Raw genomic sequence first — 24,071 nt, forward strand, 5'->3', positions numbered from 1 at the left:
GTCTCCTCAGAACACGAAGTCGAGCGCGAGGCTGAATAGGTTGACCGAGCCGCCAGACTCGAAGCCAGGCTGCTGGTTGACCAGATAGCCGGGGGAGCCTTCCTTATGATCCATATGATCGAACTGTGCCTTGAGAGCGAGGTTGGGTGAAACGTCCCAGCGTGCCCCCAGAGCCAGGCTTGTTTGCTGTGGTTGGTAGCTTAGGAAGGAGTTGAGAACGGCGTCCAGTGGCTCTGTGCCCGGCTGCGACAGGCCAGGAGACGAGGTGCTGCTGTAAATGCGGTGTCTGGCATAGGTGACATATGGTGTTATAGCTCCCAGCCGATACCCGCCGGTCACGTACCAGCCACGACTATCAGCCAGAAAACTGCGACTATCTGTCTGTGTCCATTCACCCATCACGAACCAATCGCCCCTATCGTAGTTAGCGCCAAGGCTTATGACCTCGAAACGCTTGTCCTCGATGTCGTAGCGATCGGCGATAGCTTCGCCTCGGGTGCCATATAGGCGATATAAATTGAAAAAGGGATTGAACTCCTCGATAGTCAAGCGGAACTGGCTATAAGCCGCAAACAGTCTCAGTTCGCTCCACTCTAGTTCACTGCCAAGCGTGAGCCCCTCCCGAGCATCGGTGCTGCCTGAGATCAGGTCGTCGTTTTCGTCTCTGTAAGGAAACTTCACTTTGGACTGACCGTAGGTGGCGCGAAGCGTATTGACGACTTCGCCGAAGCGATACCGATAGCTGACGTCGATACCGTCGGTATTTGTCACGGGAACAGAGCTGTAGACCTCCTGCGGCGGGCGCACCCAAGGAAGGGCATATCCTACCTTGCGGTACTCTGCATTCATGAAAATCGGCAATACCACGCGACCGGCTCGCAAGCTGAAGTCCGGAGTGGCATCGAATGTAATGTTGGCCCATTCAATCGTTGGCCGGTAAGAGCCGTCGTAACGTTGCTCGGTAACAGCCTGCACGACTCCACTGAGGCGGGGTGAGAAATCGGCGGTGAGCTGAAGGCCGAGCCGGCTGTCGACTTCAGCGCTCCAGTCGCTGCTGTGCCCTGCGCCCCGCGGAGCGAAGATAGTAGAGACGAAGGCTGCTTGATCTTCACTGGAGTGTACGGCACCAAGCGTGCCGAAGCCGTTCAGCGACAAGGAGGGGGTGTCTGCTTGCGCTGTTGTACAGCCCCAGAGCATGATCAGCGAGGCAAGAAGGGTGAAAGTCTGTTTTTTCAACATATGGGCAGCCCGGGTTGGCGGTGGTCTATGACTGCCTTTAATCGACAGCAAGGTTACAGCGGCATACACGGCTTAGCTGAAGCAAGAAGCTACATTTTTGGTGTTCCAAGCAATATTATCGGCAGGAAAGTACAAAGCTTGAGAGGTATTCGGAGCGAACTTGCGTAATGGTCCGCGGTTTTTCTATTTGTCCCATGCACCCCGTTTCATGCTGCGGTCTCCCTACCCGCCCAGCGCCACACCCACTTGCACCATTCCATATACCGCAACGCCGGCAGCTACCGGCCAGCCGAGCGAGCGTAGCCGCCACCACACCAGTAGCGTGACGAGCAGGCCGATGGCCGTTGCGGCCCAGGAAATGACGCTTGGACTGACCGGTACGATGGAGACACCCAGCACGGCGGCGATCATCAGCGGGCCGAGAATCCCGAGCCATTGGGGCATGGCATTGAGGCCGGTGTCGTTATCCAGGCGGCGCTGCATCCACAGAAACGGCACCACACGCATCAGCAGGGTGCCCAATGCCGATATCATGACGGCTAGCCAGAGTGCGGTGCTCATGGGGTGTGCCTCGCCGGTTGGAACTTGATCATGTAAAAGCAGAGTGCGCCGCAGGCGGCGGCCAGCGGAATCGCCACGTTGTTCCAGCCGGTCAGCGCGAGAAACAGCGCGGCGGTAATGGTGACACTCAACGCTAGTGCCCAGCGTTTGTCGGTGAAGCGTGGGGCCACCATGGTCAGAAACAGGGCGGGCAGGGCGAAGGGCATGATCTCGCCAAGCAGCGGCCAGCGGGCGGTCAGCTCTTCCCCGGCGATGGCGCCCACCACGGTACCCACTATCCAGCTTATCCAGGCCAGCAGCGATGCCCCCACGAACCAGCCGAAACGTTGTGGCTCGGGCAACTGGGGGAGCCGGGTAAGGGCGAGGGCGAAGACCTGGTCGGTGAGGCCGTGCATCAGCCAGGGCCAGTGGCGACTCGTCGGCAACCAGGAGGCCAGGTTGGGGCCGTAGACCACATGGCGCACGTTGATCAAAAGCGTCATTGCCACTACCAGCCACAGCGGCGAGCCGGCCGCCACCATGCCCACGAAGAGAAACTGTGAGGCACCGGCGTAAATCAGTGTCGAGATGACTGCGGCTTCCCAGGTAGTGAATCCGGCCTGGGTCGCCACCAGGCCGAAGGAGAGCGCGACCGGAATATATCCTCCCAGCAGCGGCGTCGCCTCGCGCACGCCCGTTACCCACGCGCGGGTTTGTGTAGGCGTGGCCAGCTGGGTCATGAGTGTTCTCCTTTTTCGGCGTAGACGATGGTGAGCAGCAGCGTCGCCCCGGCATCCCGGGTGCGGTAACGGTGCGGCTGGTCGGCGGGAAAGCTCACAGTGTCGCCTGGCGAAAGCGTGTGGGTCGCGCCTTCAGGTCCGGCCTCAAGCCAGCCGCTGATCAAGGTAAGCGATTCGCGGGTACCCGGTGTGTGGGCCTCCGCTTGGCGCAGGGTATGCGGCGCGCAGTACATCCAATAAGCATCGACCTGGGGCGAATCCTTGCCCTGGTCGATCAAGCGTACCTGCACGCCATCTTCTCCCAGCGGTACGGAAATAGGCGCTACCAAAGTGCCGAAAGGCACCTTCAACTGCACGGCTAAGCGCCAGATGGTATCCAGCGTGGGGTTGCCATTTCCCTGCTCAAGGCGCGACAGGTTGGATTTGGCGATACCCGCCGCCGTGGCCAACTGCGAGAGTGACCAGCCGCGCTCCTGACGCAGTGATTGAAGGTGATGCCCCAGAGTACTGAGTGATAGCTCATCCATGCCGGTGGTCTCGTTCTCCTGATATAGACTGTTCTATATAAGGAACGTTAGCCTGTCAATGATTGCGGCAGCAGGATGAACAAGGCGAAGCGGTTATATGTCGCTAGACGGTTATTGTGGTGGGTAAGCTAATCTGGAATATTTTTCCACGAAACGATATGGATTATGATGGCGAGCCATTTGGCATCCCGAGGAGATCAGCATGAGCTTTTACGTATACCTTTCCGGTGAAATCCATAGCGACTGGCGCGAAGAGATCCAGCGCGGCGCGGAAGCTGCGGGACTGGATGTGGTGTTTACCGCGCCGGTAACAGATCACGACGCCTCCGATGCCGCCGGTGACCATTTGGGCGAGCAACCCAAGCAGTTCTGGCGTGATCACCAATCCTCCAAGGTGAACGCCATCCGCACCCGTACGCTGATCGAGCAGAGCGACCTGGTCGTGGTGCGTTTCGGCGACAAGTACAAGCAGTGGAATGCCGCCTTCGATGCCGGTTATTGTGCCGCCCTGGCCAAGCCCTACATTACCCTGCACAGCGAAGAGATCGTTCACCCGCTGAAGGAAGTCGATGCCCAGGCCCAGGCGTGGTGTACCACTACTGACCAGGTGGTGGAGATTCTGCGCTACGTGTTGAAGGCGTGATGTAACGCTACATCACCATGCTTGCCAGCTTCTGCATTCCCAGCGCGATGATGAGTACGGCCACTCCGGCAACCAGGCTTGTGACCAGGGCGTGGCGTCTCCATAGCTCTTCGACTCGGTCACCGAAGCGATGGACCAGCCAAGCGAGGCCGTAGTAGCGCAGGCCGCGAGCGATTAACGCGGCGAGGGCGAAAAGCAAGATCGGATAGCCCGAAAGCCCGGCGGTAATCATCGCGACCTGAAAGGGAATGGGCAGAATGCCGATGGTAAGAATGGCGATGAACCCATACTGATCGAAGAATCCCTGGAAGGACTGGTAGGCGTTTTCCATGCCCATCATTTCAATAAACCAGGTGCCCACCGATTGATAGAGCACCATACCCACGCCATAGCCGACGATTGCTGCGACAAGGCAGCCCAGAGTAGTGACCGTGGCAATGGTCCAGAGTCGCTCCTTGTTGATCGCCATCAACGGAATCAGTACCAACTCGATGGGAATCGGGATGATGATGGTTTCCAGAAAAGAGAGAACGGCTAGTAGCCAGAGCATATGGTTCGAGCCGTTGATGCGATCGAACCAGTGTTTGGTACGTTTCGATGTGAATGCCATGCGGGCCTCGTCTTGCCGTCAGGAGGGGTCGACACGGCGGTAAATAGCTTCCAGCACGCTATAGACGCCGAACGCGAAAAGGCCAATTGCCACGAAAGCCAGCAGCCATGTCCCATATGCCTGGCTACGCAGAGTATTGAATACTGCCCCGATACCCCCGGCCTGGTCAGGATTGACATGATAGGCGGCGATAATGAAAAAACTGCCGACGATGATAAACACGAGGCCGCGAATCATCAGGCCGAAGCGACAGATGGGGTAGGCCCATTTCTGGGTTTGCGGTGACATGTCGAAGTGCTTGGCGAACTTTGCCTTGTAGCCCTTGAAGATATGGGCAAGGCCTGCACCGATCATGCAAAGGCCCACTATGCCGACCAGCCAGCGGCCGAGAGGCTGTTGCATCAGCCAACTCGCCATCCCCTCGGAGCCCCCGGAAGATCCACCCGAAGAACCCCCGAAATGGAAAATGAGGTTGACCGAGAAAAGCGCCAACAAGGTGTGGGTAACGGCACTCACCATCAGCCCCGTGCGGATTGCGATGCCCTTGGCGTCCTTGCCATGGTGGTCGGCGTCCTTGACGGCCTGGATGGTGCGCCATAAGGCGTAGCCGACAAGGCCCAGCGCGATGGCGCCGAGGATTACCTGGCCGAATGGTGCGGCTAACAGTCTTTCCAGCGCGCCGCGGCTGCCTTCCGTCTGGCCGCCCTGGTCTAGTGCCGCTAGCGCGGCAAGACCGCCTACCAGAAGATATACGATCCCACGCGCGGCATAGCCCAGGCGGGCAAACACGCTGATCGCGTCTCGGTGGTCGGGGTTAGGGGTGTCGTTCGCCATGGGTCCTCCTGACTCTGATGATGGCCTTTCGTCCAATGTCCCTGTTACGCAGCGCTGCCGGCCAATGGCCCGTGCTGCGTGGACGACGTAATCATGTCCACCGCTAGGTATTGGTGGGTACCAGTATGGCAACTGTGTTGATTTAGACAATCATGCCGTTTTAGACAATGTGTCGTTGCAGCCAGTCGTGTCGTTTCAGAGTCGCGGTAAAATGCTGTTTGTTTAGCTCGCGGTTATCGAGCCGTGCTCGCAAATCAATTCGTCAATGACCGAATACGGACCAGCCGGTGCGCTGCACCAGCATTTCGAGCGCTTGGGTGCCTAACAGGCTATTGCCGTAAGGGTCCAGCCCCGGTGACCACACGGCGATCGATCCGTGACCCGGTGCGATGGCCAATATCCCGCCGCCCACGCCGCTCTTGCCCGGCAAGCCGACACGAAAGGCAAATTCACCCGAGGCATCGTAGTGGCCACACAGCATCATCAGCGAGTTGATCCGGCGTGCCCGCTGCGGCGCCACCACACGAATCCCGCTTGGCTCGTTGATGCCATCCGAGGCCAGAAAGAGGCCGGCATGGGCTAGTTGCTGGCAGTTCATGGCAATGGCGCATTGATGAAAGTAGGTTCCCAGGACTTTGTCGACATCGTGATCGAGACGCCCGAAGGCTTTCATGAAATGCGCCAGCGATGCATTGCGATCGCGGTGTGCCATTTCGGAAGCAGCCACGGCATGATCGAAACAGATGGAATCATCGTCGGCGATATAGCGGACAAAGCTGAGTATCTCGGCCAATGTCTCCTTGGGCTCGTGGCCCATCATGATGGCATCGACGACCGTAATCGCGCCGGCATTGATGAAGGGATTGCGCGGTTTGCCGCTTTCATGCTCGAGCTGAACGATCGAGTTGAAAGGGTCACCGGACGGCTCGCGGCCGACTTTCGACCACAACGAATCGCCCAACTTGCCGAGGGCAATGGTCAGGGTGAAGACCTTGGAAATGCTCTGGATCGAGAAGGGCGTAGTGGCGCAGCCCGCTGAGTAGACGTTGCCATCCACGGTGGCCAGCGAAATGGCGAACTGCCGTGGGTCGACATGACCCAGTTCTGGAATATAATTCGCTACCTCGCCACGCTCTTGTGCTCCCCCCATGGTGGCTGCAATCTCATCAATAAAATCTTGCATGGCTGATCGGGTATCGTCATTTAGGATTTGGTTTCACCCTAGCGAAAAATAGCGGAACTGTCTGTTTTCCGTGCCAGTAACATGAAGCGGAACGTGTGCCTGGCCGTCGCGAGTCAATAACCAGCGCCATTGAGCAAGATACGGGTCGGCAAATAGGCCGGGGCCGCTTACGCTGCAAAAGTCAGGCATACAGCAACAGGAAAGTGAATTTGTGAGGCGAGCGATGAACGACTACGAGCGTATCGAGAAAGCGCTGGCCTATATGGTGGCAAATACGGCTCAACAACCCCGGCTGGAGACAGTGGCGGCGCACGTGCATTTGAGCGTGTTTCACTTCCAGCGGCTGTTCTGTCGTTACGTGGGGATTAGTCCCAAGCGCTTCTTGCAGGCGCTGACGCTGGAGCGGGGCAAGTGCTTGATCGCCTCATCGCGCTCCTTGCTGGATACCGCCCATGAGTTGGGGCTCAGTAGCGGCTCTCGGCTCTACGATCATTTCGTGCAGTTGGAAGCCGTAACCCCGGGAGAGCACAAGGGGCAGGGCGAAGGGGTCGAGATTTCCTACGGCGTTCATCCCACGGCCCTTGGTGAACTATTCGTGGCGGTAACACCCCGGGGTATCTGCCGCATGGGCTTCGTCGATGCTACTAGCGCAGATGAGTTGTTGGCCAAACTTTCCAGAGAGTGGCCCCGCAGTACGCTTTCTCATTGCCCCGAGTCGACTCGCTACGCGGTGGATCTCCTTTTTGCCGCAGCAAAGCAGGGCACGCCTGGCTCGATATCGCTGCACGTGACCGGCACTAATTTCCAGATCGCGGTCTGGCGGGCGCTGCTTACCATTCCCGACGGCCAGCTGGCGAGCTACTCGCATCTTGCCCAGGTGCTGGGGTCGCCCAAGTCGTCGCGGGCGGTGGGCAATGCAGTGGGGGCCAATCCCATCGCCCTGTGGATTCCCTGCCATCGGGTCGTGCAGCAAAGCGGCGCACTGGGAGGCTATCGCTGGGGAGTGGCCAGGAAACGGTTGGTGCAGGCCTGGGAGCTGGCGCAGCTGGACGAAACGGCATTGGCGCCATAGTCGGAGGTAGTCTGGTAGACATGCCGGCAATCGGGCAGCGGGCAAGTCAATTGAACGCATCGCGGTGATATGCGGCCAACTCGTCGACTTCCTTGATGCCGGGCTCCTCGATTTCGGGCGGCTGACCGCCGGCCAGCACTTCCAGTACCGTCCTGACCCCGCGGGCCAATGATTCGAGATTGTAGCCTCCCTCAAGCACCATGGCTAAACGCCCCTCACAGTGCCTGTCGGCCAGCTCCTGGACGATGCCGGTCAAGGCGCCGAAACCGCTATAGCTCAAGTTCATGCACAGGTCGAGACGATGCATGTCAAAGCCAGCGGAAACCAGTATTAGGTCCGGTTTGAACCAGTCAGCCGCAGGCATCAGTATTTCGCGATAGGCCTTGATCAGCGCCATATCGCCGCAGCCGGCGGGCAGGGGAACGTTGATGGTCAGCCCCTCGCCCAAGCCCGCGCCGATTTCCTCCTTGTTGCCGGACCCCGGATAGAAGGGAGCGGCACGGTGGGTATCGAAGAACATCACATCGGGCGAGGCCCAGAAGATATCCTGGGTTCCATTGCCATGATGAACGTCCCAATCGATGATCAGAACCCGCTCGCAACCCAGCTTGGCGTGGGCGTGAGCCGCAGCGACGGCCACGTTGTTGAACAGGCAGAAGCCGCGCGCGCGCACCGACTCCGCATGGTGTCCCGGTGGGCGGCAAAGGGCGAAAGCGCTGCCGGCCCGGCCGGAAACGACCGCTTCCACTGCGGCGATGGCTGAACCCGCCGCCACCTCAGCGGCATCGACACTACCGGGGGAAACCGCCGTGGTATCGACGTCCAGCCACGCCTGCTTGCCACGCAGCGTATAGATATTCTCGATGTAGGACGTCGCATGGACTCTGCCCAGTTGCTCTTCCGTGGCGGGTCGGGCCGTTTCATAGCGGACGCCGGCAATGCTTTCGCGGGTGAGTAGATCGGTAATGCTCGTTAGCCGCCCGGGGTGCTCGGGATAGCTCCATTTGGTATTGGCGCTGTCGAAAAGGCTGCCCAGAATAGCCTGGATTCGGCTATCCAGCTTTCCAGGCTGGAAGGGAACCTCAGGATTTGGCCGGTGCGCCAGCATACGGTCATCATGAATTACGAGCACATCGCGTTCACCGATCACGGGTATATCTCCCTGATGTTTGTGGCAACGTAATGGTCGTGAAATGGAAATCGCCGGTCTGGGGAACGAAGTGTTGCCTTTCTACACTGTAGTCGACGTTTCTTTTACCGCGATCTTTTCGACAAGCAGGATGGAGCAGCTATATTTCAGGGGCAGATACCAGCCAACAGGGAGTAATAGTTGGGAGTATTAGTTCAAGGAGACGGCAATGGAAGTGCTGGGAAGAGTTAGTGAATATTTGCAGCAACATGAGCTTACACTGGCGACGGCGGAGTCGTGCACGGCGGGCTTGATCGTATCGGAACTTGCCCGGGTGCCGGGCAGCGGCCAGTCCATCGATTGCGGGCTGGCGGTCTACTCTCCCGAGGCCAAGAATCGCTACCTGGCGGTAAGCTTCGATACCATCGATACCTATGGGCTGACCAGCGAGGAGACGGCTCGGGAGATGGCGCTGGGGGCGCTGGACAACAACAATGCCAACGTGGCGGTGGCGAACACCGGAATTGCCGGGCCGGAACCCCACGATGGCATACCGGTAGGAACCGTGTGTTTCGCCTGGGCGTTTCGTCATGCGGATAACACCTATCTCTATACCGAAACCCGGCGTTTCCCGGGAGATCGCAACGAAGTGCGTCTGGCAGCGGCCCACTACTCCCTGGAGCTGATTATCGAACATCACCGTGTGGTAACGGAAGGCAATGCACCTCTTGTCAGTAATTAGTCACTAACCTCCCATCGAGTTACGAATTAATCATCATCTAGTGCAATGCAAGGAGGCAACATGGCGAATGACCAGCAAGCCCAACAGCAGCGTATCTGCGAGGCCCTGGCCGTCAAGGCGTCGATCGACCCGCAACAGGAAATCGATGCACGAGTGGATTTCCTCTGTCGGCAGATGATCGAAACGGGGCAACACGGTCTGGTCCTGGGAATCAGCGGGGGGGTGGATTCCACCGTGGCGGGCCGCCTGGCCCAGCTGGCGGTGGAAAAAGCGCGCGACCAGGGTGTCGAGGCGCGCTTCTACGCCATGCGCCTGCCCTACGGTGAGCAGAAGGATGAAGACGACGCCCAGAAGGCGCTCACCTTTATTGCCCCCGATGAAGTGTTGACAACGGACGTGAAACCGGCAAGCGACGCGCTACTGGCTTCCTTGGAGCAAGGCGGCCTGGCGTTTCGCGATGCTGGACACCGGGATTTCGTGCTGGGCAATATCAAGGCGCGCGAACGGATGGTCACCCAGTATGCCGTGGCTGGGGCCATGGGCGGTATGGTCGTGGGAACCGACCAGGCGGCGGAAGCGTTGATGGGTTTCTTCACCAAATATGGCGATGGTGCCTGCGATCTTGCTCCGCTGACGGGCCTGACCAAGCAACAGGTTCGCGATATCGGTACGGCGCTGGAAGCTCCGACGCATCTCGTGAAGAAATTACCCACGGCGGACCTGGAATCGCTGAAGCCGCTGCTGGCCGATGAAATTGCCCTCGGGGTCACCTACGATGAAATCGATGCGTTTCTCATTGGCCACCCCGTCAGTGAGCAAGCGTTCACTACCATCGTTCAGACCTACGAGCGTACCGAGCATAAACGTCAGCTGCCCAAGGCACCCTAAGGCTTCGCTTGTGTCGAATTAATACCAAGGTATTTTATACTTTGGTATTAATTTTGGGGTGTTCGAGGAGTTTTTACTGGACTCGTGGCCTGGCAAAAGGAATAAAGGGCGCCGTCGAAGATGGCGCTTGTCCTGGCGAACTCAACGCGATCTTGCCGTCTTCGTTTCGCTTTCTTAATACACCCACCCGAGCGACATTAATCGAATGCCCCGAATTGCCATGACGACGGTATGGGACCCACTATGGGCTTCCCACCGCCAAGTGAAAAACCTTTTGATGTGCGCCCTGCCGACAACAGGCGCCGCCCATGCCTCGGCTGCCACCGGCAAACGCGAGCCTGCGCCCGAGCCTCGTCCACCCGCCTACAACACGCCACAGAAGATCGGCCTGCTGCTCGGCCCGCTGCTGTTCGCTCTGGTGACACTGTTCTTCCACCCGGAAGACTTGAGTGTCGAGGGGCGCATGGTGCTAGCCACCACGCTGTGGGTGGCGGTCTGGTGGATCACCGAGGCCATCCCGATCCCCGTGACCTCGCTGTTGCCGATCGTATTATTGCCGATGACCGGAGCGCTGGAGAGCAAGGCGGTCACGGCCGCCTACGGCAACCCGATCATCTTTCTCTTTCTGGGCGGTTTCATGATCGCCCTGGCAATGGAGCGCTGGGACCTGCACAAACGCATCGCCTTGACGATCATTGCCGTGCTCGGTACCAGCATCAACAGCATCGTCTTCGGCTTCATGGCGGCGACCGGCTTCCTGTCGATGTGGGTATCCAATACCGCCTCGGTCATGATGATGCTGCCGATCGGTACGGCCATCGTGTACCAGGTCAGTCAGGAGCTGGCGAAAAGTGACGAAGACCATAGCGGCGAGATCGACAAGTTCAGCAAGGCGTTGATTTTCGGTATTGGCTACGGCGGCACCATCGGTGGCTTGGGTACGCTGATCGGTACGCCACCGAACATCATTCTGGCTGCGGTGGTAGAGGAGTTGCTCGGCGTGCAGATTTCATTTGCCGAGTGGATGTTCTTCGCCTTTCCGGTCGTCGTGATACTGCTGCTGATAAGCTGGCTGCTGCTGACCCGGGTGGTGTATCCGGTGAAATTCACCAGCCTGCCCGGCGGCAAGGCGCTGATCAAGAAAGAGCAGGAAGCCCTGGGCAGAACCACTTTCGAAGAGAAAGCGGTGCTGGGCGTGTTTCTATTTGCGGCGTTCATGTGGATCACCCGCTCGTTTCTGTGGGAAGGACAGTTGCTGACCATTCCCGGCATCAACGACACCATGATCGCCATCATGGCGGCGCTGCTGCTGTTCCTGATCCCCTCCACCAAAGGGGGTTGCCTGCTGAACTGGGACGTGGCGAAGGATATTCCGTGGGGCATCCTGCTGCTGTTCGGTGGCGGCCTGGCAATAGCCGCGGGCTTCGGCTCCTCCGGCCTGGCCGCCTGGATCGGCAATCAGATGAGTGTATTGGGCGGGGTCAACTTCCTGCTGATGATCCTGATTGCCACCGGCATGGTGCTGTTCCTGACCGAGATCACCTCGAACACTGCCACCGCGACGATGATCCTGCCGGTGCTGGCCTCTCTTGCCCTGGCGCTGGATATTCACCCCTTCGTGCTGATGGTGCCCGCCGCCATGGCGGCCAACTGCGCCTTCATGCTGCCGGTGGGGACGCCGCCTAACGCCATCATCTTCGCTACCGGGAAACTGACGATCATCGAGATGGTACGCATCGGCTTCTGGGTCAATATCATCGCCATGCTGTTGATCGTGGTGAGCGTCTACTTCCTGTTGCCGCTCGTTTGGGGGGTGGACCTATCCACCTATCCGGACGTATTCCGCGACTGATCGATAAGACAAAACCCGAGCCCCGCCATGTGCGGGGTTTTGTCGTGTGATTGGTATGATGCCGCTACACGATTCTTGTCGAACGGTTCTTGCCGAACAATACTTGTCGAGTCCGATATGCGCCTTTTACACACCGCCGACTGGCACTTGGGTCGGCTGTTTCACAATCTCTCCCTGCTCGCTGACCAGCGCCATGTGCTTGACCAGTTGATCGCCATCGTCGACCGCGAAGCGGTGGATGCAGTGTTGATCGCCGGCGATATCTACGACCGCTCGGTGCCGCCTGCCGCCGCCGTGACGCTACTCGACGACATACTGGGCGAGCTGTGCGAGGCGCGCGGCCTGCCGGTGGTGATGATCTCGGGCAACCACGATGGCGCCGAGCGCCTGCGCTTCGGCGCTCGGCATCTGCGTCAGGCGGGGTTGCATATCATCTCCGACCTGGCGGGTTGTGACTGCCCGGTCACGCTCGCCGCGAACGGTGTCGAAGTGGATGTATTCGGCATTCCCTATGCCGACCCCGAGCACGTACGCAGCCAGTTTTCAGTGGACGTGCGCGATTTCGATAGCGCCCACCGCTACCTGGTGGAGCGCATCAATCAACAGCGCCATGCCTCACGCCCCACGGTGCTGATGAGCCACTGCTTCGTGGATGGCGGCAGCGCCTCCGATTCCGAACGTCCGCTGACGCTGGGCGGCGCTGAAAGCGTGGCCTGGGAACCGATGCAGGGCTTTGACTATGTGGCGCTCGGTCATCTGCACGGCCCGCAGTATCGCGGCGGTGAGCACATTCGCTACAGCGGCTCGCTGCTGAAATACAGCTTTTCCGAAGCGCGCCAGCGCAAGGGCGTCACACTGGTGGATATGGACAGGAACGGCGTGACGCGAATCGAGCAGTTTCCGCTAGTTCCGAGCCGCGAGGTACGTGTCTTGGAAGGCGAGCTTGACGCGTTGATCGCCCAGGGCAAGACGGACCCCAACGCCGACGACTACCTGCTGGTGCGGCTCACCGACCGCCACGCGATTCTCGATCCCATGGGCAAGTTGCGCGAGGTTTATCCCAACGTCCTGCATCTGGAGAAACCCGGCATGCTGGAGCCCCGAGGCCCGCAGCAGCTCGACCGCAAACGGCTACGCTTTGACGCACTGGCTATGTTCAATGACTTCTTTGCCCAGACCAGCGGCGAAGCGATGAACGAGGAGCAGTCCCGCGCCATGGGGGAACTGATCGCCCAGTTGAGCCGCGACGAGGAGCCCCGGATATGACGCCGTTGACCCTTACCATGCAAGCGTTCGGCCCTTTTACCGGTAGTGAAACGATCGACTTCACTGCGCTGGGCAAGAGTCCGCTGTTTCTCATCAACGGCCCCACGGGGGCGGGCAAGAGTTCGATTCTCGATGCGCTCTGCTTTGCGCTGTATGGCCAGACCACCGGCGATGAACGCACCGGCACCCAGATGCGCTGCGACCAGGCCGCCGCCGGCCTGCTGACGGAAGTGACGTTCGATTTTAACCTGCGCGGCGAAGGCTTCCGGGTACGCCGCGTGCCGCAGCAGGAGCGGCCCAAGGCGCGCGGGGAGGGCACCACGACGCAAAACGCCGAGGCCCAGCTGTGGCGGTTGACTCCCCAAGGGGAGGTGGGGGAATGTCTTGTTGCCAGAAGCGTCAACGATGCCACCGCTGAAGTGCAAACGTTGATCGGCCTGGACGCCAACCAGTTCCGCCAGGTCATGGTGCTGCCCCAGGGCAAGTTCCGCGAGCTGTTGCTGGCGGACTCGAAAGATCGGGAAAAGATCTTCTCCCAGCTGTTCCAGACCCAGCTTTTCCAGCGCATCGAAGAGCGCCTGCGTACCCAGGCCAACCAGATCGAGCGCGAGGTGAACGACCACCGCCAGCGGGTCAAGGGCATTCTCGACGCCAGCGAGGTCGAGAGCGAAGCCGAGCTGGAAGAAACCCTGCAGAACCTGGAACCTCAAAAACTCAACGCCGAGCGCGCTTACACCGAGGCCAAGGCACAGCGGGAGCAGGCCGAACACGCCGAGCGCCAAGGCAACGAAAGCCAGGCCTTGTTCGAGCGGCACAAGACGCTTGAAGCGGCGAAGACCGAGCAGTTGCGCCACCAGCCGGAAGCCGAGCGCGCCCAGGCAAAGCTTCACGCCCACGAACAAACTCAAGTTTTGACCACGCCGTTTTATGCCTTGCAAACCGCGCAGCAAGCGGTCGCTACCTCAACCCATGCGCGCGAAACGGCAGAGGCCGCGATTACCGCCCGGCAATCTGACTACCGTCAGGCTCAGCAGGCGCTTGAATCGGCCAAGGAGCGCCAGGCGCAGCTACCCGCCTGGCAGAAGGAAGCATACCGCCTCGAGCATGCCGTGGAGCAGTGCCAGGAACTGGCCAGCCTCGAGGCCCAGCGCGAACGCCTGGCCAGCCAGGCGGCACAGACCACAAAGGCGATCGAGCAACAACAAGGTGACGTCACCGCACTGGAGCGGCGCGCGACCGAGCAGGAGCTGCGCTGGCATCAGGGCCAGGCGGCCCTGCTGGCGCAACGGCTGGAAACTGACCGGCCGTGCCCGGTGTGCGGCAGCTGCGAGCATCCCGCTCCCGCCGGCCAGGCCCAGGCGCTGGTGACTCAGGACGATGTGAAAAAGGTCCGCGACCTTCACGAAAAAGCACGCCGGGACTTGATAACCGCTCAGCAGCAAGCGCAGCGCCAGAAGCTGGGTATGACTCACCTGGACGAGCAGTGCCAGCGGTTGCGCCGCCAGCTAGGCGACGCAACCTCCCTTGACGCGTTGCAGGCGCAGCACACTAATCTACAGCGCGATATCCATCAGTGCGAGCGTGCCTGGCAGGCGGCCCAGCAGCAAGCCCAGCAGGCCCAAACCGCTCTGGCCCGGGCGGAAACCACGTTGAACGATGCCGCCCAGCGCGAAACGCTGGCCGGAGGTGAGCTAGCCAAGGCGCAACAGGCATGGCGCCAGGCGCTGGCAGACAGCGATTTCAATGACGAAGCCGCCTTTGCCGACGCACACTTGCCAGAGGCCGAACGCCAGGCACTGGCCGAACGAGTCGAACACTTTCAGCGTGAGCTGGCCAAACTGGAAGGCCAGCTCGAAGCCAGCGCGGCACGCCTTGAGGACCTGACGCCACCCGACCTGGATGTCTTGGCTGAGCAGACAAAAGACGCTCGCGTCCGCGAACAGGCGAGTGAACAAGCGTACCGGCAACTGGCGTCGCGAGTGGCGCAGCTACAGGCCACTCGGCAGAAGCTCGCCGCCGCCCAGGAGGCGCAAGCCGAGCTGGAAGCGCAATACCGCGTCTGGGGCACGCTCAGCGAGGTGGCCAACGGACGTACGGGCAACCGCATCAGCCTGCAGCGCTTCGTGCTTGGCGTACTGCTGGATGATGTCTTGATTCAGGCCTCCGAGCGGCTGGTGCGCATGAGCCGTGGGCGCTACCAGCTGGTGCGCCGCGAAGATCCCTCGAAAGGCAATCGCGCCTCGGGGCTGGAACTCGATGTGGCGGATACCTATACCGGCAAGAATCGCCCGGTGGCGACCCTTTCCGGCGGTGAGTCGTTCATGGCCGCGCTGGCGTTGGCGCTGGGCCTTTCCGACGTGGTGCAAGCTTATGCGGGGGGCATCCAGCTGGATACACTGTTTATCGACGAAGGCTTTGGTAGCCTCGATCAGGACGCTCTCGACCAGGCGATCGCCATGCTCAGTGAATTGCAGATGGGCGGGCGCATGATCGGTATTATTTCCCATGTCAGCGAACTCAAGGAGCAGATGCCGGTCCGTGTGGAAGTGCGTGCCGGTCGTCAAGGCAGCACGGTTGACGTCAAGAATCCGTTATCAGGATAAGAAGACGGTAATGAGAGTGTGGCGTATTTCCCGCGAGTATCGGTCGGACAACTCGTATCGGTCGCACAACTTTTGGAGCACGCGATGAACGCAAGCAAGATTCTTCAGCAACTGATGCAGCAAGCCGGTAGCGGACAGAAGGGCAGCGGTGTGGACGTCAAAGGGATTCTGGATGGCCTTTCCAAACAGCTGGGCGGTAGCAACGAGAAGCAAGGCGATGACGCCTCCGGCGGCTTTGACATGAAAAGCCTGCTCGGCGGAAGTGCCATGGGCTTGCTGGTTGGCTCCAAGCGTGGTCGCAAGATGGGCGGCAAAGCGCTCAAGTATGGCGCTATCGCGGGTGTCGGCATGCTGGCGTGGAAAGCCTGGCAGAGTTCTCAGGCCACCAAGAACGAGTCGACCGCGGATAATGGCGAGGGCGAGCGGGTCGAGGTACTGAACGGCGAGTACCAGGAGCGGCGCAGCCTGGAGCTGCTCCAGGCGATGATCATGGCCGCCCGTGCCGATGGGCACATCGACGAACAGGAGCAGGCGCTGATCACCCAGCAGATCGACGCGCTGGGCGCCGACCAGGAGATGCACGACTGGGTCGAGCGGCAGCTGAAGGCGCCGCTGGATGCCCAGGCGCTGGCCCGGGAAGCGGATTCTCCCCAGGCGGCACGCGAGATGTATCTGATCAGCGTGGCGGTGACCGACGAGCAGAACCCCATGGAGCGCGCTTGGCTCGATCAGCTGGCGACCGCCTTGAAGCTGGACAAGGACGTCACCAAGGAGCTGGAGCGTCAGGCGATTGCCGCTGGCTGATTCAGGAAGTCTTTATCTTCCAACATACCAGGACCCCACCGGCGATACATTGGCTGAACGCCGGTGGGGCGGGGCATTTCAGAACAGCCCGGCGGCTTCTAGCCGCCGACGATATCGCCGCCGTTGGGGTGAAGGGTCTGGCCGCTCATGTAGGAGGCGTCCTCGCAGGCCAGAAACAGCATGCAAGAGGCAACTTCATTGGGCTGGCCGGGGCGTCCCAGCGGCGAGTGCTTGCCGAATTCGGCCACTTTCTCCTCGGGGAACGAGGCGGGAATCAACGGCGTCCAGATGGGCCCGGGTGCCACGGCATTGACCCGAATGCCATCTCCCGCCAGCTTGCTGGCAAGTGCTCGAGTCAGCGACAGGATGGCGCCTTTGGTAGAGGAGTAATCCACCAGCAGGTCCTGGCCACGGAAGGCGGTGACGGACGTTACGTTGATGATCGACGCACCGGCCTGCAAGTGGGGCAGGGCCGCCTGGACCACGAAGAACTGACCGAACAGGTTGGTATCGAAGGTACGCCGGATCTGCTCTTCGGGAATGTCGGTGACGTTATCCTGGGCGTGCTGCTCGCCGGCGTTGTTGACCACCACATCGAGCCTGCCGAAGCGTTTGATTGCTTCGTTTACCACTCGCTCGGCTTCCGCCTTGTTGCCGATATCGCCATTGAGTGCAACACCTTCGTGGCCCTCGTCGCGCATCAAGGTCAGTGTGGTTTCGGCATCGTCGTGCTCATCCTTGTAGTGAATGACGACGTTGGCACCTTCACGGGCGAACAGTACGGCGGTGGCACGGCCGATACCGCTGTCGCCGCCGGTGATCAGCGCGGTTTTACCCTCGAGCCGGCCCGAGCCGGGATAGCGCGGGCGATAGTCCGGCTCCGGCGACATCTTGTACTCCTTTCCTGGTTGGCGGGCTTGGGTCTGACCTGACGTATCCATCGTCTTGCCTCCTTCTTCCTGTTTGGTGACTAGAAAAGAGTTTTGTTACGGAAAAAAGTCCTTCGCTGGAGTGTAGGAGCGTTGTTACTCCTGGACCACGATGATCGACTTGACGTTGACGAACTCGTGCATGCCGAACCCACCATGCTCGCGGCCATAACCGGAATTCTTGACACCACCGAAGGGCATTTCCGGCGTGGCGACGCCGAAGCCATTGATGAAGATCATGCCGGTATCGAAATACTTGCTGGCCAGTTCAGTGGCGCGCTTCACGTCGGTGGAGATGATGCCGCCGCCGAGTCCATAGCGGCTGTCGTTGGCGATGCGCATGGCGTCTTCGTCGTCCTTGGCGCGGATCAGCGCCGCGACCGGGCCGAACAGTTCGTCGTCGTAGGCGGGTTGGCCGGGAGTGACATCATCCAGCACGGTGGCCGGGTAGAAAGCTCCCTTGCCGGCGGGCTTTTCACCGCCGCAAAGTATCTTGGCGCCCTTGCGCACACTCTCTTCGACCTGGTCGTGCAGGTCGTCGCGTAGATCGACACGGGCCATTGGTCCCAGGTCGGTATCGCTTTGCGTGGGGTCACCCACTTTCAGCGCTTTCATCTTTTCGACAAAGCGCTCCTTGAATGCCTCGTAGTTGGCCTCGGTCACCACGAATCGCTTGGCGGCGACACAAGTCTGGCCGACGTTGTAGACGCGCCCGGTAGTGCAGGTATTCACCGCCACCTCGAGATCGGCGTCGTCGAGCACCAGGTAGGCGTCGTTGGACCCTAGCTCGAGGACGGTCTTCTTCAGATGTTTGGCGGCCTGTGCCGCTACCTTGCTACCCGCGCTATCGCTGCCGGTGAGCGTGACACCGCGTACGAGCGGATGAGCGATCACCTCATCGGAGGTATCGTGGGAGATCACCAGGGCGCGAAACACGTTTTCGGGCAACCCAGCTTCGCGATAGATCTTTTCTAGCAGCAAGGCGCTGCCGGTCACGTTTTCGGCGTGTTTCAGCAGCACGCTGTTGCCCGCCATGATGTTGGCGATCGAATAACGCACCACCTGATAGGCGGGGAAGTTCCATGGTTGAATGCCATAGATCACGCCGATGGGCGAGTAGGTGACGATGCCGCGCTGACCGTTGCCGGGTTGGCGTTCTTCATCCGCCAGCGCCTTGGGCCCCTGCGCGGCGGTGTAGTCGCAGATGCCCACGCACAGGTCGATCTCCTGTCGTGCTTCCTTGGGCAGCTTGCCCATTTCCTTCACCATGAGATCGGTAAAGGTTTCCTGGTTGTCCTGCAGGGCCTTGCCGATCGCCTTGACGATACTGGCCCGCTTCTCCAGCGATTCGAGACGCCAGCTGAGGAAGGCTTCGTGACTCTGTTCGATGATTCTGGATGCCTGGTCAACGTCCATCTGGGCGTAGCTGTCAAGCGGCTCGCCGGTGGCGGGATTGATCGTGGTAACCTGGTTGCTCATTGGATCTCCTATCGTCTGATCAACGCGTTGGTGACTGTTGTGCTCCTGCTAGTCCTGTTGGCTTCCGGTCATTGGCTCCAAGCATTTCGGCAAACACGCACTTCTCGAAATCAAGTACTTCGCCAAATCAAGTACTTCGCCAAATCAAGTACTTCGCCCAATCAAGCGTTTCGCCAAATAGAGTGAAAAAGGCAGTATAGAAAAGATTATTCGTCCTTTCCTGTATAGGTTGGGCCACCCGCTTCATCCTTCCAGATTGCCTCCAGACGCTTGTCGCGACCGCATCCATAACGGTAGAACTGATAGCGTAATGGATTGCGTTCGGCGTAATCCTGATGGTACTTCTCGGCTTGCCAGAAGGTGGTGGCCGGGACTATCTCGGTGGCTATCTCGCGATCGAAATGGGCTTCCCAGCGCTCTTTAGAGGCCTCTGCCAGGCGCTTTTGTTCCTCGTTGTGATAAAAGATGGCGGAACGGTACTGGTCGCCCACATCGCAGAACTGCTGATCCTCGGCGAAGGGGTCAATGTTGCGCCAGAAAACCTCGAGCAGCTGGGAGTACTCGATTTGGTCGGGGTTGTAGCGAACTTCCACGGCTTCGGCGTGGCCGGTGTCGCCGGCCGTAATCTGTTGGTAAGTTGGACTTTCCAGTGTTCCGCCGATATAGCCCGCCAACGTGACATGGACGCCCAGTTGGCGATCGAAGGGCGGCTCCATGCACCAGAAACAACCACCGGCAAATGTGGCCGTTGCCATTTCCGTTCCTGAGGGCGCAGATTCGCTGGCGTTGCTCGCGGCGCCCGCTGTCCCCGAGCGATCATCGGCCTGCAGGGAAATACTCATCACCAGCCCCGAGGCCAAGGTGAGCGTGCGCAAGGATTTCGGGGTCAGCAGGCAAGAGGGTAGACCCATATACGGGACTCCAATGAGAAAATGAATGCTTCATTGAGTATCGAGGCTGGCAAGGGTTCCGTGGGGCGCTGAAAACAGCGAGTTCGGGTGTGGGCGAAGGCGATGGAGTGGCTGCCGGGAATTCGTTGACCCAGCGCAAGGAAATGCCGGATTTACTTTCCCGTCGGCGCTATCGGAAATCGAATTGATACCTTGTAAGTGATTGATAAATCTTTCTTTAAAAGAATTCTTTATGTGAACTCAGGGTGAGTCCGTGTTTGTCTTGCCACTGGTCCTGTGCCATACCTGAAGTGAAGGGACTACTTCGGCTATCGCTATCACCATGCCGAGTGTCCCCTGGGTCAATAACTCCTTTTAAAGCGCCTTTCCAGGCGGAGTCTCTTATGGCGACCATGATGAAGGCAGCAGTATTCGTAGAAGCCGGGCGTATCGAGATCGATGACAAGCCCTTGCCCGACATCGGACCCAATGATGCGCTGATGCGCGTTACCACGACGACGATCTGTGGCACCGATATCCATATCCTCAAGGGCGAGTACCCGGTGGAGAAGGGCCTGACCATCGGTCATGAACCGGTAGGCATCATCGAGAAGCTGGGAGCCAACGTCCAGGGCTATCATGAAGGGCAGCGAGTGATTGCGGGGGCTATCTGCCCCAGTTTTACCTCCTATGCCTGTCAGGATGGTTGCAGCTCCCAGGATGGCGGCCACCATGCCCACGGCTACAAGCCCATGGGTGGCTGGCGATTCGGCAATACCATCGATGGGGCGCAAGCGGAATATCTCTGTGTCCCCGATGCCCAGGCCAACCTGACCCCGGTGCCGGATGGTCTGACCGACGAGCAGGTGTTGATGTGCCCCGACATCATGTCCACGGGATTTGCCGGGGCCGAAGCCGCCGGGATCAAGATCGGCGATAGCGTGGTGATCTTCGCCCAGGGGCCGATCGGCCTATGCGCCACGGCGGGGGCACGGTTGCGCGGCGCGGGCTTGATCATCGCGGTGGATGGCATCGACGAGCGATTGGGCATGGCCAAGCAGATGGGAGCCGATATTACCCTGGATTTCCGCCAGGTGGATGTGGTGTCGGAAATCCTCAAGCTGACCGGCGGACGCGGCGTGGACGCCTCCATCGAAGCCCTGGGCAAGCAGCAGACCTTCGAAGCGGCGCTGCGCGTGCTCAAGCCGGGGGGTACGCTTTCAAGCCTGGGGGTTTACTCCGAGGATCTGCGCATTCCACTAGATGCATTCTGCGCCGGCCTGGGCGATCACAAGATCGTCACCTCGCTGTGCCCGGGAGGCAAGGAGCGCATGCGCCGTCTGATGCAGGTCATCGAAAGCGGCCGCGTGGACCTCGGTCCCATGGTCACCCACCGCTACGCGCTGGAGAACATCGTCGAGGCCTACGATCTGTTTTCCCACCAGCGTGATGGCGTATTGAAGGTGGCGATACAGACCTGACGCAAGCCGTGGCGGCTACGCCTCGGGCCCCGGCCAAACCCTTTCCAGCACCGCCATTGCCGCAGCGATGGCGGGCTCTTCGCTGCGGCTGCGCTTCCAGATATAGCTCAGCGCGCAGGGCAGCTTCACGCCCTTGACGATCACCATCCCGCTTGCCTGGCGCTCCGCGAGAGCGAGTGCATCGCGGGCCAGGCTCAACCCCACGCCGGCTCGAACCAGGTCCAGCATGCACATTTCCTGATCCACCTGGGCTACGGCGTTGGGCGTCAAGCCCAGCGGTTCGAGTACCTGGCGCAGCAGGCGGTGATGGGCCGAATGCGCCGGTGTCACGATCCACGGTAGCGTGGCCAGGTGCCGCCACGCGTTGTTTCTTACCCGCTCGTCCCAACCGCTCGGCGCAAGAACGTGGTAGTGGAAATGGGTGAGCTCGCGGTAGACGATGTCCTCGGTGAGTTTCCCCGGCCCCTCGCCGGGTGGCGCGAGAAAGAAACCCACATCCAGCTCGTCGTGGCTGATCCGCTCGACGATGCTGCCGCTCATGCCGTGATGAAGCTCGATTTCCAGCTGCGGGGCTCGCTCCACCAGCCGGCGCGAAAACGCGCCCAGGCGGATGAATTCAGGGTCGACGATCGTGCCGATCTTGAGCCTGCCGCGCAGCGTGTCATGCAGCGCACGCGCCCGCTGGCCGAAGGCACCGATGGCGGCCAGCGCCTGTTCGGCAGCAGGCAGAAGGGCACGACCGTCCGCCGTCAGCGCCAGCCCCTGGGGGCGACGTGTAAACAGCGTGACACCCAGGCCGGCTTGAAGATGTTTGAGCTTGAGGCTGATGGCGGGCTGGGTCAGGTGCAGGCGCTCGGCGGCTCGAGAGACGCTGCCTTCGTGGGCAACGGTGACGAAGGCCCGTAGGGTGGCAATATCCTGCATAGGTCATGTCTCGCCCATATGATATTAGTCGAGCTTATATCGCGCTTTGGGATTTCTCAATTGATCGCGGTCGACAGCGCGGTAAGCTGGAAGCCGAACTTTTATCGCGCCATGCGCTAGTGATGACTTTAGCCCACGGTCGACTTCCAACAACAGGACACACTTCATGACGCTTCCCCTCATCCAGCACTTCATCAACGGCCAACTCACCGCGACCCAGGCTGGCAATCGACAGGAGGTATTCAACCCTGCGACGGGCCAAGCCTCCGGCCAGGTGGCCCTGGCAAGCCGCGCCGATGTGGACGCTGCCGTCGCGGCGGCTCAAGCGGCTTTTCCGTCTTGGGCGGATACTCCGCCGATCCGCCGGGCCCGAGTGCTGTTCCGCTTTCTTGAACTGCTCAATACCCACAAGGACGAGCTGGCACGCGCCATTACCCTGGAACACGGCAAGGTGTTCACCGATGCCCAGGGCGAAGTGGCCCGCGGTATCGATATCGTCGAGTTCGCCTGCGGTATTCCGCAGTTGCTGAAAGGGGACTATACCGAGCAGGTCAGCACCGGCATCGACAACTGGACGATGCGCCAGCCGTTGGGCGTGGTGGCTGGGATCACCCCGTTCAACTTCCCGGTCATGGTGCCGATGTGGATGTTCCCGCTGGCCATCGCCACGGGCAATACTTTCGTACTCAAGCCGAGCCCCCTCGATCCCAGCGCCTCGCTGTTGATTGCGGATCTGCTCAAGCAGGCAGGCCTGCCGGACGGCGTCTTCAACGTGGTGCAAGGCGACAAAAATTCGGTGGAAGCTCTGATCGAGCATCGCCATGTGAAGGCGCTGAGTTTCGTTGGTTCCACGCCCATCGCCAATCTCATCTACGAGCGTGGCGCCCACCATGGTAAGCGTGTTCAGGCTCTGGGTGGCGCCAAGAACCATATGGTAGTGATGCCCGATGCCGATCTGGACAAGGCCGTCGATGCCCTGATCGGTGCCGCCTACGGTAGCGCCGGTGAGCGCTGCATGGCGATCAGCGTGGCGGTGCTGGTGGGCGATGTGGCCGACAAGATCGTGCCGCGCCTTGCCGAGCGAGCTAAAGCGTTGAAGGTGAAGGACGGCCTGGAACTGGACGCCGAGATGGGGCCGATCGTCACCGCCCAGGCGCACCAGCGCATCACCGGCTATATCGCCAAGGGCGAGCAGGAGGGCGCCGAACTGGTGGTCGACGGTCGTGACTTCGATGCCTCCGTGACCGGCGAAGGCAACGCAGAAGGCTTCTGGATGGGGGGTACGCTGTTCGATAACGTCACCCCGGAAATGACGATCTATAAAGAAGAGATCTTCGGCCCGGTGCTGGCCTGCGTGCGGGTACCGGATATTGCCACGGCGATCCAGTTGATCAACGATCATGAATTCGGCAACGGTGTGAGCTGCTTCACCGAAAGCGGCAGCGTGGCGCGTGAGTTCGGCCGGCGTATCCAGGTGGGCATGGTGGGGATCAACGTGCCCATTCCGGTGCCCATGGCCTGGCACGGTTTCGGCGGCTGGAAGCGCTCGCTGTTCGGTGATACCCACGCCTACGGCGAGGAAGGCGTGCGCTTCTATACCAAGCAGAAATCGATCATGCAGCGCTGGTCCGACTCGATCAATGCCGGTGCCGAGTTCGCGATGCCTACCCATAAATAAGATGCCTACCCATAAATA

At 60.2% G+C, this 24,071-nt stretch carries 22 protein-coding genes; 10 read left to right on the forward strand and 12 right to left on the reverse strand.

Annotated elements, in window-relative coordinates; genetic code table 11:
* Positions 1-6: 6 nt before the first annotated feature.
* The 4 genes from R5M92_RS00825 to R5M92_RS00840 all read right to left on the reverse strand — a co-directional run bounded on the left by R5M92_RS00825 (position 7) and on the right by R5M92_RS00840 (position 3,046).
* Positions 7-1,239, reverse strand: a complete 1,233-nt coding sequence (locus tag R5M92_RS00825) for a porin (protein WP_346797123.1) — start codon at positions 1,237-1,239, stop codon at positions 7-9.
* Positions 1,240-1,461: 222 nt separating this feature from the next.
* A complete protein-coding gene (locus tag R5M92_RS00830; RefSeq protein ID WP_346797124.1) occupies positions 1,462-1,800 on the reverse strand; it encodes an AzlD domain-containing protein in 339 nt (112 codons plus the stop codon).
* On the reverse strand, positions 1,797-2,519 hold the full coding sequence (locus R5M92_RS00835) for an AzlC family ABC transporter permease (RefSeq protein ID WP_346797125.1): 723 nt from the start codon (positions 2,517-2,519) through the stop codon (positions 1,797-1,799). Before R5M92_RS00835 ends, R5M92_RS00830 begins: the two co-directional genes overlap by 4 nt.
* The gene (locus tag R5M92_RS00840) at positions 2,516-3,046 is read right to left on the reverse strand and encodes an XRE family transcriptional regulator (protein WP_346797126.1); all 531 of its coding nucleotides are present in this window, start codon (positions 3,044-3,046) and stop codon (positions 2,516-2,518) included. Before R5M92_RS00840 ends, R5M92_RS00835 begins: the two co-directional genes overlap by 4 nt.
* Before the next feature lie 202 nt (positions 3,047-3,248).
* Here R5M92_RS00840 and R5M92_RS00845 point away from each other — a divergent pair, with 202 nt between their 5' ends.
* Positions 3,249-3,689, forward strand: coding sequence for a YtoQ family protein (locus R5M92_RS00845; RefSeq protein WP_346797127.1), 441 nt, complete (start codon positions 3,249-3,251; stop codon positions 3,687-3,689).
* Positions 3,690-3,696: 7 nt separating this feature from the next.
* Here the strand turns inward: R5M92_RS00845 and R5M92_RS00850 are convergent, their stop codons facing one another.
* The 3 genes from R5M92_RS00850 to R5M92_RS00860 form a co-directional block, all read right to left on the reverse strand.
* Positions 3,697-4,299, reverse strand: coding sequence for a YqaA family protein (locus R5M92_RS00850; RefSeq protein ID WP_346797128.1), 603 nt, complete (start codon positions 4,297-4,299; stop codon positions 3,697-3,699).
* Positions 4,300-4,317: 18 nt separating this feature from the next.
* Positions 4,318-5,133, reverse strand: a complete 816-nt coding sequence (locus R5M92_RS00855; protein ID WP_346797129.1) for a DUF1206 domain-containing protein — start codon at positions 5,131-5,133, stop codon at positions 4,318-4,320.
* A 262-nt stretch (positions 5,134-5,395) separates the two neighbouring features.
* Positions 5,396-6,316 (reverse strand): glutaminase, encoded by a 921-nt coding sequence (locus R5M92_RS00860; protein WP_346797130.1) that lies wholly within the window; start codon positions 6,314-6,316, stop codon positions 5,396-5,398.
* 223 nt (positions 6,317-6,539) lie between these two features.
* Here R5M92_RS00860 and R5M92_RS00865 point away from each other — a divergent pair, with 223 nt between their 5' ends.
* Positions 6,540-7,388 carry a methylated-DNA--[protein]-cysteine S-methyltransferase gene (locus tag R5M92_RS00865; RefSeq protein WP_346797131.1) on the forward strand — a complete coding sequence of 283 codons (849 nt, stop codon included), beginning with the start codon at positions 6,540-6,542 and terminating at the stop codon, positions 7,386-7,388.
* A 46-nt stretch (positions 7,389-7,434) separates the two neighbouring features.
* Here R5M92_RS00865 and R5M92_RS00870 read toward each other — a convergent pair whose 3' ends face one another.
* Complete coding sequence (locus R5M92_RS00870) at positions 7,435-8,538, reverse strand: histone deacetylase (protein ID WP_346797132.1); 1,104 nt, start codon at positions 8,536-8,538, stop codon at positions 7,435-7,437.
* A gap of 208 nt (positions 8,539-8,746) precedes the next feature.
* Between R5M92_RS00870 and R5M92_RS00875 the strand changes: the two genes are divergently transcribed.
* The 6 genes from R5M92_RS00875 to R5M92_RS00900 all read left to right on the forward strand — a co-directional run bounded on the left by R5M92_RS00875 (position 8,747) and on the right by R5M92_RS00900 (position 16,672).
* Positions 8,747-9,259 (forward strand): CinA family protein, encoded by a 513-nt coding sequence (locus tag R5M92_RS00875; protein ID WP_346797133.1) that lies wholly within the window; start codon positions 8,747-8,749, stop codon positions 9,257-9,259.
* A gap of 60 nt (positions 9,260-9,319) precedes the next feature.
* Positions 9,320-10,147 carry an ammonia-dependent NAD(+) synthetase gene (gene nadE / locus R5M92_RS00880; protein WP_346797134.1) on the forward strand — a complete coding sequence of 276 codons (828 nt, stop codon included), beginning with the start codon at positions 9,320-9,322 and terminating at the stop codon, positions 10,145-10,147.
* A gap of 220 nt (positions 10,148-10,367) precedes the next feature.
* On the forward strand, positions 10,368-11,999 hold the full coding sequence (locus R5M92_RS00885; protein ID WP_346797135.1) for a DASS family sodium-coupled anion symporter: 1,632 nt from the start codon (positions 10,368-10,370) through the stop codon (positions 11,997-11,999).
* Positions 12,000-12,116: 117 nt separating this feature from the next.
* On the forward strand, positions 12,117-13,265 hold the full coding sequence (locus R5M92_RS00890; protein WP_346797136.1) for an exonuclease SbcCD subunit D: 1,149 nt from the start codon (positions 12,117-12,119) through the stop codon (positions 13,263-13,265).
* Positions 13,262-15,868 carry an SMC family ATPase gene (locus tag R5M92_RS00895; RefSeq protein WP_346797137.1) on the forward strand — a complete coding sequence of 869 codons (2,607 nt, stop codon included), beginning with the start codon at positions 13,262-13,264 and terminating at the stop codon, positions 15,866-15,868. Before R5M92_RS00890 ends, R5M92_RS00895 begins: the two co-directional genes overlap by 4 nt.
* An 84-nt stretch (positions 15,869-15,952) precedes the next feature.
* Positions 15,953-16,672 (forward strand): tellurite resistance TerB family protein, encoded by a 720-nt coding sequence (locus R5M92_RS00900; RefSeq protein WP_346797138.1) that lies wholly within the window; start codon positions 15,953-15,955, stop codon positions 16,670-16,672.
* A gap of 98 nt (positions 16,673-16,770) precedes the next feature.
* On the opposite strand, the gene R5M92_RS00905 is transcribed toward R5M92_RS00900, so the two are convergent.
* The 3 genes from R5M92_RS00905 to msrA all read right to left on the reverse strand — a co-directional run bounded on the left by R5M92_RS00905 (position 16,771) and on the right by msrA (position 19,991).
* Positions 16,771-17,613, reverse strand: a complete 843-nt coding sequence (locus R5M92_RS00905; RefSeq protein ID WP_346797139.1) for a glucose 1-dehydrogenase — start codon at positions 17,611-17,613, stop codon at positions 16,771-16,773.
* A gap of 84 nt (positions 17,614-17,697) precedes the next feature.
* Entirely contained in the window at positions 17,698-19,080 is a 1,383-nt protein-coding gene (locus R5M92_RS00910; RefSeq protein WP_346797140.1) for an NAD-dependent succinate-semialdehyde dehydrogenase, read from the reverse strand.
* Between the two features lie 206 nt (positions 19,081-19,286).
* A complete protein-coding gene (gene msrA / locus R5M92_RS00915) occupies positions 19,287-19,991 on the reverse strand; it encodes a peptide-methionine (S)-S-oxide reductase MsrA (RefSeq protein ID WP_346797141.1) in 705 nt (234 codons plus the stop codon).
* Between the two features lie 383 nt (positions 19,992-20,374).
* Here msrA and R5M92_RS00920 point away from each other — a divergent pair, with 383 nt between their 5' ends.
* Positions 20,375-21,451, forward strand: a complete 1,077-nt coding sequence (locus R5M92_RS00920) for an NAD(P)-dependent alcohol dehydrogenase (RefSeq protein ID WP_346797142.1) — start codon at positions 20,375-20,377, stop codon at positions 21,449-21,451.
* A gap of 15 nt (positions 21,452-21,466) precedes the next feature.
* Here R5M92_RS00920 and R5M92_RS00925 read toward each other — a convergent pair whose 3' ends face one another.
* On the reverse strand, positions 21,467-22,375 hold the full coding sequence (locus R5M92_RS00925; RefSeq protein ID WP_346797143.1) for a LysR family transcriptional regulator: 909 nt from the start codon (positions 22,373-22,375) through the stop codon (positions 21,467-21,469).
* A gap of 166 nt (positions 22,376-22,541) precedes the next feature.
* Here R5M92_RS00925 and R5M92_RS00930 point away from each other — a divergent pair, with 166 nt between their 5' ends.
* Positions 22,542-24,053, forward strand: a complete 1,512-nt coding sequence (locus tag R5M92_RS00930; RefSeq protein ID WP_346797144.1) for a CoA-acylating methylmalonate-semialdehyde dehydrogenase — start codon at positions 22,542-22,544, stop codon at positions 24,051-24,053.
* Positions 24,054-24,071 lie beyond the last annotated feature (18 nt).

Origin of the sequence: Halomonas sp. Bachu 37 (assembly GCF_039691755.1) — a bacterium.
Taxonomy (GTDB): Bacteria; Pseudomonadota; Gammaproteobacteria; order Pseudomonadales; family Halomonadaceae; genus Vreelandella; species Vreelandella kashgarensis.

Excerpts from the sequence above, each read along its gene's own strand:
- R5M92_RS00865 (WP_346797131.1), top strand. The coding sequence starts at position 6,540 with ATGAACGACTACGAGCGTATCGAGAAAGCGCTGGCCTATATGGTGGCA.
- R5M92_RS00825 (WP_346797123.1), bottom strand. The coding sequence starts at position 1,239 with ATGTTGAAAAAACAGACTTTCACCCTTCTTGCCTCGCTGATCATGCTC.
- R5M92_RS00835 (WP_346797125.1), bottom strand. The coding sequence starts at position 2,519 with ATGACCCAGCTGGCCACGCCTACACAAACCCGCGCGTGGGTAACGGGC.
- R5M92_RS00930 (WP_346797144.1), top strand. The coding sequence starts at position 22,542 with ATGACGCTTCCCCTCATCCAGCACTTCATCAACGGCCAACTCACCGCG.
- R5M92_RS00905 (WP_346797139.1), bottom strand. The coding sequence starts at position 17,613 with ATGGATACGTCAGGTCAGACCCAAGCCCGCCAACCAGGAAAGGAGTAC.
- R5M92_RS00920 (WP_346797142.1), top strand. The coding sequence starts at position 20,375 with ATGGCGACCATGATGAAGGCAGCAGTATTCGTAGAAGCCGGGCGTATC.
- R5M92_RS00895 (WP_346797137.1), top strand. The coding sequence starts at position 13,262 with ATGACGCCGTTGACCCTTACCATGCAAGCGTTCGGCCCTTTTACCGGT.
- msrA (WP_346797141.1), bottom strand. The coding sequence starts at position 19,991 with ATGGGTCTACCCTCTTGCCTGCTGACCCCGAAATCCTTGCGCACGCTC.
- R5M92_RS00875 (WP_346797133.1), top strand. The coding sequence starts at position 8,747 with ATGGAAGTGCTGGGAAGAGTTAGTGAATATTTGCAGCAACATGAGCTT.
- R5M92_RS00890 (WP_346797136.1), top strand. The coding sequence starts at position 12,117 with ATGCGCCTTTTACACACCGCCGACTGGCACTTGGGTCGGCTGTTTCAC.
- R5M92_RS00910 (WP_346797140.1), bottom strand. The coding sequence starts at position 19,080 with ATGAGCAACCAGGTTACCACGATCAATCCCGCCACCGGCGAGCCGCTT.
- nadE (WP_346797134.1), top strand. The coding sequence starts at position 9,320 with ATGGCGAATGACCAGCAAGCCCAACAGCAGCGTATCTGCGAGGCCCTG.
- R5M92_RS00830 (WP_346797124.1), bottom strand. The coding sequence starts at position 1,800 with ATGAGCACCGCACTCTGGCTAGCCGTCATGATATCGGCATTGGGCACC.
- R5M92_RS00860 (WP_346797130.1), bottom strand. The coding sequence starts at position 6,316 with ATGCAAGATTTTATTGATGAGATTGCAGCCACCATGGGGGGAGCACAA.
- R5M92_RS00850 (WP_346797128.1), bottom strand. The coding sequence starts at position 4,299 with ATGGCATTCACATCGAAACGTACCAAACACTGGTTCGATCGCATCAAC.
- R5M92_RS00840 (WP_346797126.1), bottom strand. The coding sequence starts at position 3,046 with ATGGATGAGCTATCACTCAGTACTCTGGGGCATCACCTTCAATCACTG.
- R5M92_RS00925 (WP_346797143.1), bottom strand. The coding sequence starts at position 22,375 with ATGCAGGATATTGCCACCCTACGGGCCTTCGTCACCGTTGCCCACGAA.
- R5M92_RS00885 (WP_346797135.1), top strand. The coding sequence starts at position 10,368 with ATGACGACGGTATGGGACCCACTATGGGCTTCCCACCGCCAAGTGAAA.
- R5M92_RS00845 (WP_346797127.1), top strand. The coding sequence starts at position 3,249 with ATGAGCTTTTACGTATACCTTTCCGGTGAAATCCATAGCGACTGGCGC.
- R5M92_RS00855 (WP_346797129.1), bottom strand. The coding sequence starts at position 5,133 with ATGGCGAACGACACCCCTAACCCCGACCACCGAGACGCGATCAGCGTG.
- R5M92_RS00900 (WP_346797138.1), top strand. The coding sequence starts at position 15,953 with ATGAACGCAAGCAAGATTCTTCAGCAACTGATGCAGCAAGCCGGTAGC.